The 16,091-nt window shown below is 29.6% G+C and carries 23 protein-coding genes and 1 pseudogene; all 24 read right to left on the bottom strand.

Going from position 1 to position 16,091, the window contains the following annotated elements:
- Window positions 1-169: 169 nt before the first annotated feature.
- Window positions 170-625, bottom strand: a complete 456-nt coding sequence (locus tag ACREVU_RS00125) for a hypothetical protein (RefSeq protein WP_431549604.1) — start codon at window positions 623-625, stop codon at window positions 170-172.
- 356 nt (window positions 626-981) lie between these two features.
- Window positions 982-1,722: a metallophosphoesterase family protein gene (locus ACREVU_RS00120; protein ID WP_431549603.1), complete on the bottom strand. Its 741-nt coding sequence runs from the start codon at window positions 1,720-1,722 to the stop codon at window positions 982-984.
- Window positions 1,723-1,762: 40 nt separating this feature from the next.
- Window positions 1,763-2,500 carry a peptidase E gene (locus tag ACREVU_RS00115; protein WP_431549602.1) on the bottom strand — a complete coding sequence of 246 codons (738 nt, stop codon included), beginning with the start codon at window positions 2,498-2,500 and terminating at the stop codon, window positions 1,763-1,765.
- 17 nt (window positions 2,501-2,517) lie between these two features.
- Entirely contained in the window at window positions 2,518-2,982 is a 465-nt protein-coding gene (locus ACREVU_RS00110; RefSeq protein WP_431549601.1) for an HD domain-containing protein, read from the bottom strand.
- Window positions 2,983-3,023: 41 nt separating this feature from the next.
- Window positions 3,024-3,209 carry a cysteine-rich CWC family protein gene (locus ACREVU_RS00105; protein ID WP_431549600.1) on the bottom strand — a complete coding sequence of 62 codons (186 nt, stop codon included), beginning with the start codon at window positions 3,207-3,209 and terminating at the stop codon, window positions 3,024-3,026.
- 274 nt (window positions 3,210-3,483) lie between these two features.
- Entirely contained in the window at window positions 3,484-4,179 is a 696-nt protein-coding gene (locus tag ACREVU_RS00100; protein WP_431549599.1) for a class I SAM-dependent methyltransferase, read from the bottom strand.
- A 40-nt stretch (window positions 4,180-4,219) separates the two neighbouring features.
- Window positions 4,220-4,795: an NUDIX hydrolase gene (locus ACREVU_RS00095; RefSeq protein ID WP_431549598.1), complete on the bottom strand. Its 576-nt coding sequence runs from the start codon at window positions 4,793-4,795 to the stop codon at window positions 4,220-4,222.
- 98 nt (window positions 4,796-4,893) lie between these two features.
- Complete coding sequence (locus ACREVU_RS00085) at window positions 4,894-5,433, bottom strand: CDP-alcohol phosphatidyltransferase family protein (RefSeq protein WP_431549596.1); 540 nt, start codon at window positions 5,431-5,433, stop codon at window positions 4,894-4,896.
- 82 nt (window positions 5,434-5,515) lie between these two features.
- Window positions 5,516-5,785 carry a GyrI-like domain-containing protein gene (locus tag ACREVU_RS00080; RefSeq protein WP_431549649.1) on the bottom strand — a complete coding sequence of 90 codons (270 nt, stop codon included), beginning with the start codon at window positions 5,783-5,785 and terminating at the stop codon, window positions 5,516-5,518.
- A 38-nt stretch (window positions 5,786-5,823) separates the two neighbouring features.
- Window positions 5,824-6,066 carry a hypothetical protein gene (locus ACREVU_RS00075; protein ID WP_431549595.1) on the bottom strand — a complete coding sequence of 81 codons (243 nt, stop codon included), beginning with the start codon at window positions 6,064-6,066 and terminating at the stop codon, window positions 5,824-5,826.
- A 116-nt stretch (window positions 6,067-6,182) separates the two neighbouring features.
- Complete coding sequence (locus tag ACREVU_RS00070) at window positions 6,183-6,761, bottom strand: carbon-nitrogen hydrolase family protein (RefSeq protein ID WP_431549648.1); 579 nt, start codon at window positions 6,759-6,761, stop codon at window positions 6,183-6,185.
- A 45-nt stretch (window positions 6,762-6,806) separates the two neighbouring features.
- The gene (locus tag ACREVU_RS00065; RefSeq protein ID WP_431549594.1) at window positions 6,807-6,971 is read right to left on the bottom strand and encodes a hypothetical protein; all 165 of its coding nucleotides are present in this window, start codon (window positions 6,969-6,971) and stop codon (window positions 6,807-6,809) included.
- A gap of 48 nt (window positions 6,972-7,019) precedes the next feature.
- The gene (locus tag ACREVU_RS00060; RefSeq protein WP_431549593.1) at window positions 7,020-7,433 is read right to left on the bottom strand and encodes an alpha/beta fold hydrolase; all 414 of its coding nucleotides are present in this window, start codon (window positions 7,431-7,433) and stop codon (window positions 7,020-7,022) included.
- Window positions 7,415-7,702, bottom strand: a complete 288-nt coding sequence (locus ACREVU_RS00055; protein ID WP_431549592.1) for an alpha/beta fold hydrolase — start codon at window positions 7,700-7,702, stop codon at window positions 7,415-7,417. The genes ACREVU_RS00060 and ACREVU_RS00055 overlap by 19 nt, the downstream gene beginning before the upstream one ends.
- 47 nt (window positions 7,703-7,749) lie before the next feature.
- Complete coding sequence (locus tag ACREVU_RS00050; RefSeq protein ID WP_431549591.1) at window positions 7,750-8,418, bottom strand: HD domain-containing protein; 669 nt, start codon at window positions 8,416-8,418, stop codon at window positions 7,750-7,752.
- 300 nt (window positions 8,419-8,718) lie between these two features.
- A pseudogene (locus ACREVU_RS00045) lies at window positions 8,719-9,171 on the bottom strand (DUF7010 family protein).
- A gap of 173 nt (window positions 9,172-9,344) precedes the next feature.
- Window positions 9,345-9,836: a hypothetical protein gene (locus ACREVU_RS00040; RefSeq protein WP_431549590.1), complete on the bottom strand. Its 492-nt coding sequence runs from the start codon at window positions 9,834-9,836 to the stop codon at window positions 9,345-9,347.
- A 194-nt stretch (window positions 9,837-10,030) separates the two neighbouring features.
- Window positions 10,031-10,786, bottom strand: coding sequence for an alpha/beta fold hydrolase (locus tag ACREVU_RS00035; protein ID WP_431549589.1), 756 nt, complete (start codon window positions 10,784-10,786; stop codon window positions 10,031-10,033).
- Between the two features lie 61 nt (window positions 10,787-10,847).
- A complete protein-coding gene (locus ACREVU_RS00030; RefSeq protein ID WP_431549588.1) occupies window positions 10,848-11,234 on the bottom strand; it encodes a carboxymuconolactone decarboxylase family protein in 387 nt (128 codons plus the stop codon).
- 22 nt (window positions 11,235-11,256) lie between these two features.
- Entirely contained in the window at window positions 11,257-11,718 is a 462-nt protein-coding gene (locus tag ACREVU_RS00025; RefSeq protein ID WP_431549587.1) for a hypothetical protein, read from the bottom strand.
- A 97-nt stretch (window positions 11,719-11,815) separates the two neighbouring features.
- Window positions 11,816-12,595 carry a hypothetical protein gene (locus tag ACREVU_RS00020; protein WP_431549586.1) on the bottom strand — a complete coding sequence of 260 codons (780 nt, stop codon included), beginning with the start codon at window positions 12,593-12,595 and terminating at the stop codon, window positions 11,816-11,818.
- A 202-nt stretch (window positions 12,596-12,797) separates the two neighbouring features.
- Entirely contained in the window at window positions 12,798-13,271 is a 474-nt protein-coding gene (locus ACREVU_RS00015) for a GNAT family N-acetyltransferase (RefSeq protein ID WP_431549585.1), read from the bottom strand.
- 170 nt (window positions 13,272-13,441) lie between these two features.
- Window positions 13,442-14,527: a serine hydrolase domain-containing protein gene (locus ACREVU_RS00010; RefSeq protein ID WP_431549584.1), complete on the bottom strand. Its 1,086-nt coding sequence runs from the start codon at window positions 14,525-14,527 to the stop codon at window positions 13,442-13,444.
- A 210-nt stretch (window positions 14,528-14,737) separates the two neighbouring features.
- Complete coding sequence (locus tag ACREVU_RS00005; RefSeq protein WP_431549583.1) at window positions 14,738-15,940, bottom strand: hypothetical protein; 1,203 nt, start codon at window positions 15,938-15,940, stop codon at window positions 14,738-14,740.
- Between the last annotated feature and the right edge of the window lie 151 nt (window positions 15,941-16,091).

Genomic DNA, 16,091 nt, shown 5'->3' with positions numbered 1-16,091 from the left:
TTTATAACTATTATACAGTTATTCCCTATGATAGAACAATAAAAAGTTCTTATTTTTATATTTATACTAAATAATTCAGTACCTTTTCAATATAAGTAATAAAAGCATTCAAATTCCTGCTTTTTTAATACAGGAAGAATATGAATTGCAGAGTCATTAAAGTTTAAGATTAACTTAAATCAAAGAATAATTCCGTCTTATCTCCTGCTTTTTTAAAACCACACTCATCATTTCCAGTTAAATATTCGCCCATATGAGGATTAATATGCATATAATCATATTTTGTTACTTGTGGAATTACTGGTAAATTATCAATAAAATCATCCTCAAAAGCAAAATCAAACTCTATTCTTAAGAAATTTGCATTTTCACTCTTTCTTTTTTCTAACTCTTCAAAAACTATCTTTCTAAACGTATCTTTACAAATACTGTTTTTGATAAGTGTAAAACTGTGCATATACATGTCCTGCAAATTATTATCGTAGAACCTTATTATCTCATTATCTTCATAGTTTTCGGAGAATTTCTTTGTGTATACTATATCAGTGCTTGTAAATTTGTTTAACATATTTGCCATCTCCATTCCCTTCCAATACTCAATTCTAATGTTTCCTAACCTATTCATTAAATTCAGGTGATAATATACACTTAAATACACGTTTTGGCTCCTTGGCTGCCACATCGAACTGCAAACTAAAGTTACTAGAAGCATCAACTGTTTTCAAGATTTTAGTTTCAATAACTAAACTTAATATCCATATTGTTACTAATACCTATATGTCTCTTATTATTGTGGTGAGTATTGATTTTCTTTTATCATTGCTTAAACTATGGTATATTTCATCTGGGTTATAGTCAGATTGTATTTCCTAAATACCCACTTGCTCCTATAATCATTATTTTCATAATTGTATTCCTTTCTTAAATGAATATTAATAAGCATTTAAACAAATGTGGTTTAGCTTACTAATATGCTAATGTTCATTTACCTCTATATATTGCTGTTTTTAATTCATTAATATATTCTTTTTTTTCTGGCATATCTGTTAATTCAGCCTGTTCAATAGCTAAGTCTATGTCATATGGTACTCTAACAAGAGATATTGCAAATGATGATTTATATTCATCATTAAATTTACCTTCAATTATTCCATAAGATGCTTGAGGAATTTCAAGTGGATTACCAACACTTCCAACATTAAAAATAGTTTTTCCATCGAAATTATCTATATGAGCACCATGTATATCCCCATATCCAACTACATCTGCGTCGATATTAAGAGTTGGTGTTCCTTCAAATAATTTTATCCGTTCACTTTGCTTCGTTGAGAGGTAAACTCTATGAAATAGATCGTTTGGGGAAGCATGACATAGTCTTAATAGTTTTCCACTTATATAAAACTCTTTATATATTGGTAGCTGTTTCATATATTTTAATCTTTCAACTCCTAATTTGCTCTGATGCCACTTTACAGCTTCATTATCATTTGTTTCAGTCATATAATAATCCCAATTGCCTTTAATTACTACTTCACAATGTTGTCTAATTTTATCTACTACTTCTGCTGAACTAGGACCTTTTCCCGCTAGATCTCCAAGACAAAAAATAGACTTAATATTTCTACTCTTAATATCTATTAATACAGCTTCTAATGATGGCATATTTCCATGAATATCTGATATTATTGCAATTCTTTCCATACTTAGCTCCTTATTTTTCATTACACTATTTCTCTCCTGACAACTGCTTGAATGTTGTGGACTAAATAGTCTTATAAAAATTTTCTAATGGCTCATATGATTCGATATTAGTTAATTCTTCAGTTATCACAACTTTATTTTTATTAAATATCTTATATGCTTTTGCATTTTTATCTGATTTTAATATTCTAAATTTATCATCAAGTACTTCTAAAGCACAATTATTATCAATACCAATCCCTAAAATATCATTGTGTTTTAACATATTTATGAATCCCTCGCCTCTACTACCTTCATTAAAATGAGGGCAATGAAATCCTTTTAATAGACCTAAGGCCTTTAACTTAATAAAGTTTTTACACTCGTCACCTTCACTTGACACATCACTATATCCATAATCAAACCAGCAAATTGAACCAGCACTAAGTCCACAAAGGATTGTTTCTCCCTTATATGCCTGCTTTAGGTAATAATCAACTTTATTCTCTTTCCAAATTTTTAGCATGCTTTTTGTATCTCCTTCACCAACATATATTATGTCAGAAGAAAATATCTTTTCCTTTATTTCATCTTCAGTAATATTGCTGTTTATAAGACACAATGCATCGGTATGGCATCCCAACATTTCACCATAAACCTTATTAAACGTTTCAATATATGTTGTTGCGTCATTACCCGCAGTTGGTATAAATAATGCTTTTGGTTTTTCTTTATTGGTAGATTTTACGATATGTTTATCTATTTCAAAAGTTTGGAGCTGTCCAAGATTTCCTCCACCAATTGTTATAATTTTTCCCATTAATTAACCACCTTTATTTAATTGATTACATCAATCACTCTTTCATACTTATCTTTAAATAATTTCTTGCTTTTTCCACTCATCTTATTCCAATCTCTATTTATTTTACCGTTTATATATTGAATTCCTTCTTCTATTTCCATATTCAGTTCTTTGTAAACAAGATAAAATAATGAACCTATCTGTTCTATATGAGCCATTGCATCTACATCTGCTACACAAATTTCTTCAACACTATCTTTAATATTATTAACACTCCCTCTGTGATTTAAAATGCATTTTTTTACTTTTTCTATTCCAACCTTTGGATAATTATACTTTCTAAGTATTTCTTCTGCTTTAAATAATGCAGCTAATTTTGTTGAAATTTTAAGCATAGGTTTTGTGTGATGGGACCAAATTCCATATCCATATTTATTCTTTTTAGATTTACAAGCATTTTCTACAAGTTCTGTTAACTCGTCTATTAAAATATTATCCATTCGGATTATTCTCCTTTAATGCTAAAATATTTCTATGAGAATTATTTCTGATACTTTTCTAAACAAGACTTACATATGCAAGCTTTACCCTTTTTGTCATTAGGAATCAAATCTAATATGTACTTTGGAATTTTAACTGTATCGCACCAACATCCACCTTGACCATGTTGACAATTATTATCTTGTCCACAAAGTGGACATATTTTTTTTTCTTCTTTTATACTCATAATTATTCCTCCTTAAGTCTTTGTCACTATCTTTTATTAACTATATAATCATATAGTTATTACATGTTTAATATCAATATAAAACAAATATTTGATTTTGCTAGCTTATATATAGATTATAAGGCATAAATTTACACATTGCTATAAAAAAGTAGTCCGCTGACCAAGGCGGACTATTTTTGTTAATTGAAGAAAATATGAATTAAGAATAATTCAACGTTTTTGTGCGAGAAATAGCACACATAGATATTGTCTTGTTATAAATCCACCATATCTATTTATAATCGCCCTCAGCTAATTGTCTATCATTTTCATTTGCACTTAGAAACCCATTACAGGTTTTCATAAATCCTATATACTCATCAGTTGTATATCTTTGAGACCATGGGATTCTATATACTATAGTTTCTTTGAAACAACCACTTGATTTTATTTCCTCTATATGAGACTTGATACGTTCCTCACAAGATGCTTCAGACTGTAAAAGAAACATTCCGGTTTCATTAAGTTCAGAATCAATAGGCTCATTATAGGTTAAATATAGATTCCAAAACAATCCAATAAACCCATTGGGTTTTAATGCACTTGCACACTTTAGAAAACCTATAGGCTTTGGAATCCAATGAAAAGCTTGAGCTGAAATTGCTAAATCAAAATATTCTTTCTTCTCCTCCCAATCATCTAAACGACATGTACAATATTCAACCAGGCCAGTAGGTGCAAATTTTTTCAATGCTACTGCAGCTAAGTTTTCTCCAGGTTCTATGCAATACATATTAAAACCTATGTTAACAAATAGGTCTGTTGCTTTCCCGCTACCAGCACCTATTTCAAGTATTTTTGAGTTAGAGTGTTCCCATTGTGTTTTTGTTATTTTTAACACATCATTTTCATTTCTTAAATCGTTATACTTTGGTTCTACCAATGTGTAAAATAAATCGAAAAAAACAACAGTTATTTCATTCTTCATATTAAAATCCTCACTTTATGAATATATTGTTTAATATAATCTAGTAACTGCTGTTGTTAATTTGTTTGGCCCTATGAATTAACTTGTTATATAAATAAACATCTCTTGAATCAAAAAAATCTTCAGTAAATCTATCCACAGAAAACCAACTAACATCGCTATTTTCATCTTTCTTTACTATAAGAGCTTCTTTTTCGCTTGCGATAAGAACGTACGCTATCGAAAGGTGAAGATGTGCACTAACATACTTATTTCTTCTTACATGCCCATAAACATGAAAAACATCTAAAGAAATAATGTCTTTTGTAAGAGCTGTCACATTGTGTATGCCTGTTTCTTCTTTAGCCTCTTTGATGGCAACATGTAAAAAATCTGTGTCTCCATCTACATGACCTCCAGTCCAAGCCCAAGTATTTCGTATATTGTGGTGAACCATTAGCACTTTATCCATTGCGCTGTTCATTATGAATCCTGAACTTGTAATATGTGCAAATTTATTTTCTCTTGACAAAATATTTTGTGGAAACTCTTCTATATAATCAAGAATTATCTTCTTATCTTGGCTTTCTTGTTCATTGGTAGGGTTAAATTCAATAATCTGTTTTTTATAATCCAAAAATGTGCCTCCCTTAATTTTTTTGTACCATAAATTCCATTGGTGTAAATAAAATCCTGTGAAAATCTTGTTGTACACCCAAATCACTAAATCCTATTTCATGATAAAAGGGTATAGAATAGGCTTTTCTTGTTTGCTCGAAATTCATTTGATGATAGATGAATGATTAATTCTTCAATAGCAGAAATACTAGCAACTACACAAATTATATATAGTAGCACATATAATGGGATAAAAGTAAGTGATAGTGGGAACGTAAACAATACAATCCCTGTAATTTTATTCCCATAAGTATGAAGTATCCCAAACGTTTTATACTTTACAAATACCACCATAATTGATACTACTCTAATTATTCCAATGATAACTATCCAAACAATGATTTTAACTGTTGGATTAATAATTGGATATAGTACAATTATCAATATCATAATCATTATCAAATCTGCAACAGAATCAAGTTTTTCGCCCAATTTACTTGTAGTATTAGTTTTTCGTGCTACATATCCATCAAAAACATCACTAATTCCACAAATAAGATAGATTACAAAAAAAGTTATACTTAATGGTTTTGTTAAAGCCAATGTAGGAGCGAGAAATGCTCTGAAAATTGAAATATAATTTGCTATTGACTTCATTACTAACCTCCCAAAATTATTTTCATAAATTACAATAGGTGATTTGAAATTTCGTTTTTCACTGTGTTTACTAATGATAAAATTAATTTAATGGGAGATAAACATCCATGTAAGTAATTCCATTTCCTTCTAGTTTTTCTTCAAGCCAGCAATTCTCCTTATAACAGTCAGCTCTGCAATTTGGATAATATCTATTTGAATTAACCCACTCTACTAATTTATTCCAGCCAGCAGGTATAGCTTGAAAGGGATTTGAGAAAGGGTTAGTTATTCTGAGAACTGCATATTTCCATTTATCTATTTTTTTCAGATTAACCCCTTCACATTCATCAGTGCCTTCTTTTACTTTTATCCAATATTAATCCTCCTAAAATTATAAATTCATTTTTCTTAAGAATTGTCTTTTGAGGTATTGCATATTATTTCATAAATTGGAATATCTAAAGTTTCAGAATGAATAGTAGCAACTTGTTTTAGCTGTCCATTATTATTTTTCATTTCAATAATAGCTCTAAAAAAAGATATTACACAACATTCGGCTATATCTATTGGTTTTATGAAAGTTGACGGCTCAATAAATGCACTCCTACAAGGATCAAACTCAAGTATAGGATATTGTCTTTTCCCAAACATTAGTATCACTCCATTCATTTCCTTAAATTTTAATGACTAACTTTTAACCATTAAGTGTTTTTATATTTATTAGACAAAATTATTATTAGCAATTCATATTTTACCATTGTATATCGTTATTTTTGCAATATTTTAGAACAAGTTATTCTCCCCTCTTGTCCAAAATCGTGTGGTAAAATCTCTATTTCCCTAGTTATTAATGATTCTTTATTAATGGGAGCCACTTCTAGAATTAATCCATTTGGATTTATTAAACAGGTTGGAGGTAACTGATATTGTGAAATAGAGTTTGCTGAGAGTACATACATGATATTCTCTGCCGCACGGCTTTCCAAATGCGACTGAATAAGATTAAACTTCCCATTTTGTTCCTGTTTACCAACGTCAGTAAAAGAGATAAGACACAAATCTACATGATTTCTAAAAAGTTCTCTAAAATATTCCGGAAACCTTACTTCATAACAAATTCTTATTCCAATTTTAATTCCATCAATACTGTAAATTCCTATGTCATTTCCTTGAGTAAAACTATCTATGTCCCACCCCCATAAAGCTCTTTTATTATAGGACTTATAATGAGTTGTTTCTGGATTTATCAGTTGTACAGAATTATATGTACATCCATCTTCAAATGATATTAATCCTAAAGCGATAAACATATTATGTTCTTTTGAAAGCAATGAAATTTCTTTTATTGCTTCATATTGAGCAACTTGATCAATAGAATCAACTGAAGGTATTTATACAGGAGGATAACAACATAATGCACATTCTTGAGTTAGTAATAACCGAACATTCTTTTCGGCCGCTAACTTAATTCCACACTTTATTGCTTTAAGATTTTCCCCAATATCATTACAGGGCGAAAATTGAAATGCTCCTACTTTTATCTTTTTAGTATTCATTCATCAACCTCTCTTTTATATATTGACCTCTGATTACATTACCATAAATTACAACAAGCCTTCTTTGTAAGTTTCTTTGATTATTTTATCCTTTAGTAAAGTATGAAATTTTTTTGGCTCTTCCCATTGAGGGAAATGTGCGGATTTTTCGAACCATATTAAATCTTTTTTAGGAGCTTTAATGCTTTCATAATAGTCATGGACAAGTGGGAAGGGAGCATTATAATCATATTTCCCTTCTATAAAATAAATAGGTATTTCAAATTGTGTTGCTGTTTTAGACAAGTCAACCTCTAAAAGTTTTAGCCAAAGCATTTTTAATGATTGTTTGCTTCCACGAATTCTGTTTATAATATCAATTAAAGAATATTCTGGCGAAGATAAAAAATATTTTTCTAAGCAACGGTAGCTACTCTGTCCATAAACAGCTCCACCATATTTAACTAAGTATTTCCGTTGCAATAGTAAACATTTAAACCAGTCCCTCTTTGATCCCAATTAACTACAATAAAATCATCTTCTAAATCTTTGTTTATTCCAGTCATTACCGGTAACATTGCGTCACCTGGACCCCCATGTAGAAACAGTAATATCGGATTTCTAATATTTTTTCCGCGTATACAAATGCACTGGTTTATTCCACCAATAATTACTCTTTCTAAAATGGCAATACACTTATTATTCTGATCTACAATTGGAGGAGTAGTTGCCTTTAACATACCTTTAATCATTTTGATGCCCCCTAAAATACGACTAATGCCATCTTTTATATTAAAGTTTATTCGATACCCTCTATTTCTAAATCTAATTTTTTAAAGAAGTCATCCATATATTTCAGTCTATTTATACCAATTTCCTTTGCCTTTTGTGTAAATAACTTTTCAGGAATTTTCTTAAATTTAAATTCATATTCCATAAATGGTGAATGCTTTGATACATCCTTTAGTCTTCCGTTTTCACTTGTGTTTATTGGCATATAATCACTGCTAAGTTTATTTTTTGACAAGCTTTGTCCAAATTGTCCAGCTATCATAAATGTACGAGCAAGACCTATGGATCCTATTACATCTAGTTTATCTGCATCAAAAAGTATTTTTGCCTCTATTGATTTAGGTGAATTTCCACTTCTATATCTATGTGTAGTGATACAATGCTTAATTTTATTAATTGTTTCTTGTTCATAATCTAGATTCCTCAATATTTCCTCGGCCATGCTTCCGCCTAAAACAGCATGGTCAATTTCACCAGTTTTGTTTTGGCTTTCAATAACCCTTGCTATATCATGTAATAATGCTGCAGGAATAAGAATATCTAAATTAACATTTTCCTCATACTTTGATAAAAATATACACGTATTATGTACCCTCATAACGTGATCTATATTATGAGCTGAGCAAGATAATTCCTTTTCCACAATTTCTTTTATTTTATCAATATTTGTTATCATATAAATTAAAACATCCTTCCTATGAGTACTGAAAAACTTATTTTTTTACTGAACATTTCAACTGGTGAACCGACATCAATTTTATGTTTCAAAAAACTTAAGGTCTCCAAAATCGTTACCTTTTTTCTAATAACCTATATTTAAATTATAAACCACAAATTTACACATAGCTATATAAAAAAAGCCCACCAGTCAAGGTGAACAGCAACATTTTGTTATACTTAGTTTTAGTCACTCCACTTTAAGCAAATAAATAACAATTTCTTTTTTAAATAATCGATCATTGATTAATTAGAGAACTTATGCTTCATTATTTAGAAATTTATTTTCAAACATTAACCATATACAAAATATAATTTCAAATACTATCATAATTATTGAAACTACAACGGCACTAAACATAATCCCAACAATAATCATAGTAAGAGGTATAAGTACAGACATCACTGAATATGCTTTTGATTTGTATAGCCAACCAAAAGGTAGCAGATGAGCCCCAAATATAACAGCTAAAACCATTACCATTTTATCTGAGACTGTTGGGTATACCCACATAGGAATTAATATATATAAAAATTGATTAAACGAAAACTAAAGCCCTAATTTGCTTAAAGGATTATTCTTTGTTGAAAATTCTGATTTAATTATCTTTGAAATCATATATGCAAGTGGTGGAAGCGGTGCTGTAAAACAGAATGTTAGCAAATTTTTATTTAAAATATCGTCTATTGGTAGCAACCATACAATTAGCACAGCACACCAAATAATTACAGAAGCTAAAAAAAATGTAATCCTTTTTTACTTCGTTTCGCAATGTCGATTCTTAACTCATCCAAATTCATCTCTTTTCCCCCAGTCAAAATATAAATAATCTCATGAATTATATAATGAGTACTAAATTATGGTTACGTAAGCTTTATTATGATTTATAAATATCTTAATTCATTAATATCACTAGGTAAGTTGTCAATCCCACTAAACTCTTTTACTATAATAGATTTAATCTTATTTTTTACTGAATATGAAATATTGGGATAGACCATTTGAATTCTTCCACCAATACTTTCACAGTCATCCTCTATTAAAATGTCAGGAATAATATTTTCAGCAATATCCTTGTAACTTAGATTACCTTCTCTAAATAAAATTTGTTCTTTTGGAAAACCATACTTTTTTAGTATAAACATATCTTTTTTAATGTCCTCTAAATTTTTATTTGAACTCAAATAAATAATTTCTGCACCTTGCTTCTTCCATATTCCAAGTTTTCTATCAGAAGTGCCTATTGGTATATAAGATATGAAGTCATATAATGAAGGATCATTGTTTATTACTTGTTGAACCCTTTGTTCTCTAGTTTTTCCTAAGCCGTTTTTATGCATTATTACCGTCCCATGAAGAAATATTAATATTTTCATTTCTAAACACCCCTATTTACTATTAATCATTATGCAAGAAAACTAAGTACGTATGCGATAACCAAGTTCACATTGGCTTTTTTAATAATTAATCCTTATAAAAGACAATTGACCAATTGGTGTTTCATCAGATGCTGTCACCTTGAATATTAATCATAATTTTCTCCACTTAGTAGAATATAATAATTTTTTCCTTATAATAAACTATTTGAAAAAAACTGTTGCAACAAATTAAGGTATTTCTCTGGATACATTAAACTAATTTCACCATGTCCGCTTTTTTCAATTACTTGTAAAATACTATCTTTAATGGTTTCGTGCAGTAATACTGCAGATTTTTTCATTACTGATAATTCTTTCCCACCAACTAATATTAATGTTTTGGCTTTTGTGTTGCATAAAGATCTTGGCATTGGATAGTTTCCATTGCTTATAGTAAAATTAATTAGTGATTCTTTTGTCATTCGTGAACTTTCCTTATAATAGGTTTCAAATAATTCATCTGGAACGTTCAATGTTTCAGCCTGTAGTTTTGAAAACCATCTTTTTTTAATTAGCCCATAGCACATATTATACATTGGTACCGTTAGTGCAATTGCCATCTTTATAGGATAAACCAATGCACTTTCTATAACCGCATTCTCAGTAATATCAGCTTCTTTGGATAATATTTCAACAACGATTTGAGCACCAATAGAAAGACCACAAATTGCGAAAACTTTTCCACTACAATTCTCTTTTATGTATTTAATAACTTGTTCTGCTGATTCTTTTATACTTACAAAAGTGGTGTCACAAGCATCGCCATGCCCGTCAATAATTGGAGTAATAATATAAAAATTCTTTTTTAATGCTTCAATTTGTGGGTTCCATGACCACCATGACAATCCGCCCCCATGAATAAAAATAATAACGGGCATATTTTTATTGCCAAACTCTTTAAATAACATATTTATCCTCCACTCATATATCGTTTAGTATATAATACTTACTTGGCTTACGATTAATAAACTATTGGTCCTCTTTGTCCAAATTGATTTCTTGAAACCTTTTCTCTGCTGCTTTTATTGCTTCAACTCCTGTTTTGCATAACACATTAATCCCTTTAACAATAGTTACAATTACAAATGCTTCGGTCAGCTCTTCCATAGTTAAACCTGCTTCTATGGCTGCAACAGCATGTGCTTTTGCCCCACTTAATTCATCATCCAAACTATCCAATATTGTAAAAATTAGTTCTCTTATCTTTTTAGGCAAATGTCCCTCTTGAATAGATTGTCGCATTCCCAAATATCCGTTTAATGCATCTGGGGAATATTTAGAGAGTATTTCCGCAAAAGGCGGATTCCATTTCAATTCGTCCTTATAATAATTAAGTATACTTTCTGGATCATTCATAGTTAAAATTAACCTCCCTGATTTAAATAATATCATTTGCAAAAGGTGTTACAGTAGCTGTTGAATTTTTATAATTAATAATATATTTTGTATCTTTACTAAATACAACCGCATTTGTTAATGCAATTTTTAAAACACATGTTCCAGGATCATTTTCATTAACATGACGATCATAAAATGCAAAGAATACTTTTTTTAGTTCTTCTCGTAATTCTCCATTTGATACTGATTTTGGATTACCTAGATTTTCACCTATACCCTGTGCACACATCAAATCTTTACATATTGCTACATTTGATTTTCTTTCAATTTCCTTAATTTTCTGTGAGCAAATATGTGTCATGACATAAACGTATCCATCTTTATAATAACCGTCTACATTCCGAACATTTACTCCGTTCTCTGTACCAGTGGCAAGTGATATTATCGCATCATGACCTAATTGTTCTCTCATCAACTCGCTTGCAGATTTAAAAATATCCATTATGTACCTCCTTCGTATATGTATTCAGCTAGGGCGAACGGTAACATTTTGTTACTTATTAAAATTAAATATTTACTAACTAAATAATAAAAAGCTTTTACTTAAATCCTAAGACTGGCCTTATTCCAACTGATGCCTCCAAAGTTGCAATAAGATTTCCATCCCTCTCTCTTTTATCGTTAGTAACAAATTCCTGTATAGCTTGTTTATTAGTATCAAGAAAAATTAAGGACCTTATTTCTTGCATTTCCATTTTTAATGCTAAAGCTTCGTTATGATTATTTAATAGTACCCTAAGCTCATCTTCATTAATTAATAAATCCAATTTATAAATAGCTGATAGAAAGTTATTTTTGCCTCCACTTTTTAAATAACAAGGCTTAAAGCTTTTCACAATACTTTTATCAGCAGTCTCAATACCAAGCTCTTCTAAAATTTCTTTTTTAATATTATGCTCTAAATCCAAAAGGTCTCCTTTAATATCATTCTTATCTATGCCTCCGCCAATAAATTGCAGCTTAAAAGGGAATGCTGTCCCCTCATTCATTTCGCCAATAGCAAATTTATTATCATTAGTTTCAATCAGAGCGGAGGTGTGAATAACTCTACAATCATTATCTTCATAAGTGTTTTTATTGATGGTATACAAAAAATGCGCATAGTCAGTTAAGCCAACAAAGATATTTATGTTATCTTCATTGACCTCTATATTGTCAATTGTAAATACATCCACATTAAAAAACTTTTCACCATTAATTAAGAGGTTGTCCCAGTTCGTCTCAACCTCTTCACGATAAACCAGTGGTAAAGATTTTTTCTGGTTTTTATAGTATATTTTTATATTATTATTAAATTCAGAAATAATAGTTTCATTCATATTAGCTACTTCCTTTCTTAAAATGCAAGATTCACATTGAACCTATACGATGAATGTGTTGTTGAAACATAATCTCAAGCTTTTAAAGTAATTACATATAAATATTATGATATTCCAATAAGAATCCTACGTATAGTTTTTAAGGTTCTCTACTGACTCTTTCAGTCCGGCAACTGTTTTTGTTTCAAGAACTACACGACAACTATATTTTCTCTTCTTTTAATTTCATCATTAAATATTCAGTTATTCCTTCTCTGTACAAGCCAGGTATAACGCCAATTTCAACATATCCGATCTTTTCATACAATATTTTGGCATCTGTATTAAAATCTGCAACCACTAGAAATAGTTTTGTATAATCTTTAAAGCAAATATCCTCAAAGAACACTAATAGTTTTTTCCCTATTCCAAGTTTGCGATTTTCTTTCTTCACTGCGATAATGTGAAGATATGGAAATGAATGAAATGCCCCCTGTAAAATAAACCATATGAACCCGTTACAATTATGATCAATATCTAAGGCAACATATATCTCATTCTTATTAAATCCATCCTTTAATGCCCTTCTAGCGCTTCCTTTTTCTGAAAAATATCTTATTCCAAGTTCGGAATTTAATAATATATCTTCACAATAATTTATATATTCCATACTACCTTTTATTATATTTATTTCCATACAACACCTCTACTTTAATTTTCATTAGCATCTAATAGGCTTCTCCGTCCAATGCTTACGGTAAAATTTTGTTCACTGATGTGTGGATTTTGTGTCATAAATGACTTGACTTATGTAAGTAACAAAACTGCACTAATATTTCACCTCAAATTTTATACATGTCATTGTTGTTATACAGTTATGAATAAATTTTCAATCTCTCTGTGCATCTGCCATACATTACATTCTTGATTGCACATGGTTTGATTGCTCATAATTATAATTGTTACATCATTATCTGGATAATATGAAAGCATTGCACCTACACCATCGTTCAAGCCTTCTTTACGCATACAAAATATCTCGCCATTAATTTCTACAAATTCAAAGGCATATCCTTTTCTTATTGTTGCATTAATTGGAGGTTGTCCATAATTAAATGGCCTTGTGAATTTACAATGAGGTGAAAATATCATATTAGTATATTCTACTGTTAATAACATATTTGCTTTTAGGTTTCTGATAAAAATATCAAGGTCAATTACTGTTGTATATACCCCTGAATCTGGAGACCCAATAGGAGGGTAAGAGTATATATTTTTTCTCCATTTAATAAAATTTTCATTTTTATCATAGCATCCGATATATCCTTCTGCTATATCTTTATTCACTTCATCCATAGCACAAAATTTTGTATTTAGCATCCCGCATGGCACAAAAACATTATTTGTGACAAAACTTCTATAATCCTGTCCAGTTACTTTTTCTATTGCTAAACCCAATAAAACAAAAGCACAATTATTATATCTAACATTCGTACCTGCCTTAAAAATAGGTTCTTTATATGCAAATTGAGGAAGAAAATCACATGTATTTCGTATAGAATAATTCGGTTTATTTATAAATAAATCAGAATAATTTTCGCCTGCTTCTTCATCTGCATCATCAGCTATTCCTGACGTATGAGTAAGAAAATTATAAATACTTACATCTGTAGGAATTGCCGTTCCCTTTAAATCAATAATGTCAGCAATTTTGTCTCCAAAATGTAATAACCCTTTCTCGATTAAAATCAAAATGGCTGTTGCAGTAAAAACCTTGGTAATAGATGCCGTATCAAACATAGTATTAAGTTTATTGGGAATATTAAAACCTCTATGTGCAAATCCATATGCTTGCGAAAAAATTACATCATTTTCTTGTTTAACAAGACAGGTACCCGAAAAATTGTGTTCTTTACTGAAATCATCACATATCTTCTGAATTTTTGCTCTCATCACATTGCCTCCTAAACTATTTAAGTTATCCTTATATTTATTACATACTATGGTTATTAGGATCTAAAGCACTCAATATATATAATTTTTTCATGTAGTATCTTTTATGATCCAACGGACAATCATCTAACACACCAAAAACCTCATATCCTTGTCTAATGTAAAAATCTTTTGCTTGAAAATCAAAAGTATCTAATTACAAATTTAATATTAACAGCGATTTATAGTGATGCTTCTCAAATATCTACCTTCTCCATCTATAGCATATGGTGATGAAACAAATCCTTCTTTTACTAAATACTCATTGGTAGCACCAAAGATTTGATGCCATAATTCATTTGCTATCTCTTTTATATCTACATTGTGTCTTACTGAGGTCAATTCAGATACATTGCTATTAAAATTCTCAAATACTTCTTCTACTATTGGATATATATTTGTGAGTATAATGTCCGATAAATTTTTAATAACTGTTGTATTTTCAAATTCATAAAATACTGGAACATTTATAACTATAATGTTAGTAAGGTCGTCAATATCAATATATTTTAATTCCTTTAAGAATCTTGCTAAGTCCTTTTCTTTTTCGTCTAATTGATTATATTTGATATTATTACTGATAATATTACACATCAATTCACCGCATTCAGCTGCAATTTCTCTATTCATATTATCTAAAATTTTAATATAAGATATGTTTAGTTCATGGAATGAACTTTTATTATCAATACTGTTTTGGATAAGTCTAAAAAACCTATACATATCCTTCCTTGAGCCATTTGAATCTCCAAAACTATTAAAAGTAAAATCAGAACCTATATAGTTATTGCTACTACATAATAATTTATTACTATATGCTTCTACTGCTTCACTATCTTCATATGCAACAATAATGTAAGCTCTATTGCCAGGTTGCGATTTTGACGTACAAAATGTGTTTCTTTCAGCAAAAAAATCAAAAGCAGTACCATCGAACACCTTGTCACAAATAATATGATAAAGTATTCTTTCATTACTATGCCACTTTGAGCATCTCAAATCTGATACATTTTTATATAATATATCTCTCAAGGATACAATTTTCTTTCCAATTACCTCACCTATGTTATTTATGTATTTCTCCATTTTTATAACATCTTGTTCTAAAAAAATTGCAAACTTTATTCTAAATGTATTTTCTTTAACTTCTATTGCGTTTATCATTTCAAGATTATGAATAATATTAGTAATGACTGCATCTTCTATATTTAAATAACTTGAGATTTCAGATTTAGAAATTGAAAATGGTTGTTTAGATGAAATTAAGAATAATACTTCATAAGTGTATTGTTTGCCACATATATATGCTGGATTATAACAGTCATATTCGCCTACATCTCCGAAGAAATACATATTTAGTCTTCTATTATTCATATAAATATCTCCCCCACAACTTCCGGTAGTGTAAATTTTTTCACACTACATTTTTGTTTTTCCTTATATATATCAAGGTTTACAGAGTTTTTTAGATGCAAAAAACAATGACCCCCTAATCACGTGTTATAATTGAGTATCTAACCTCACA

Origin of the sequence: Clostridium sp., from assembly GCF_050717535.1 — a bacterium.
Lineage (GTDB): Bacteria > Bacillota > Clostridia > Clostridiales > Clostridiaceae > Clostridium_AD.
Note: the sequence above shows the minus strand (reverse complement) of the source record. Positions and strands in the feature narration are given on the sequence as shown.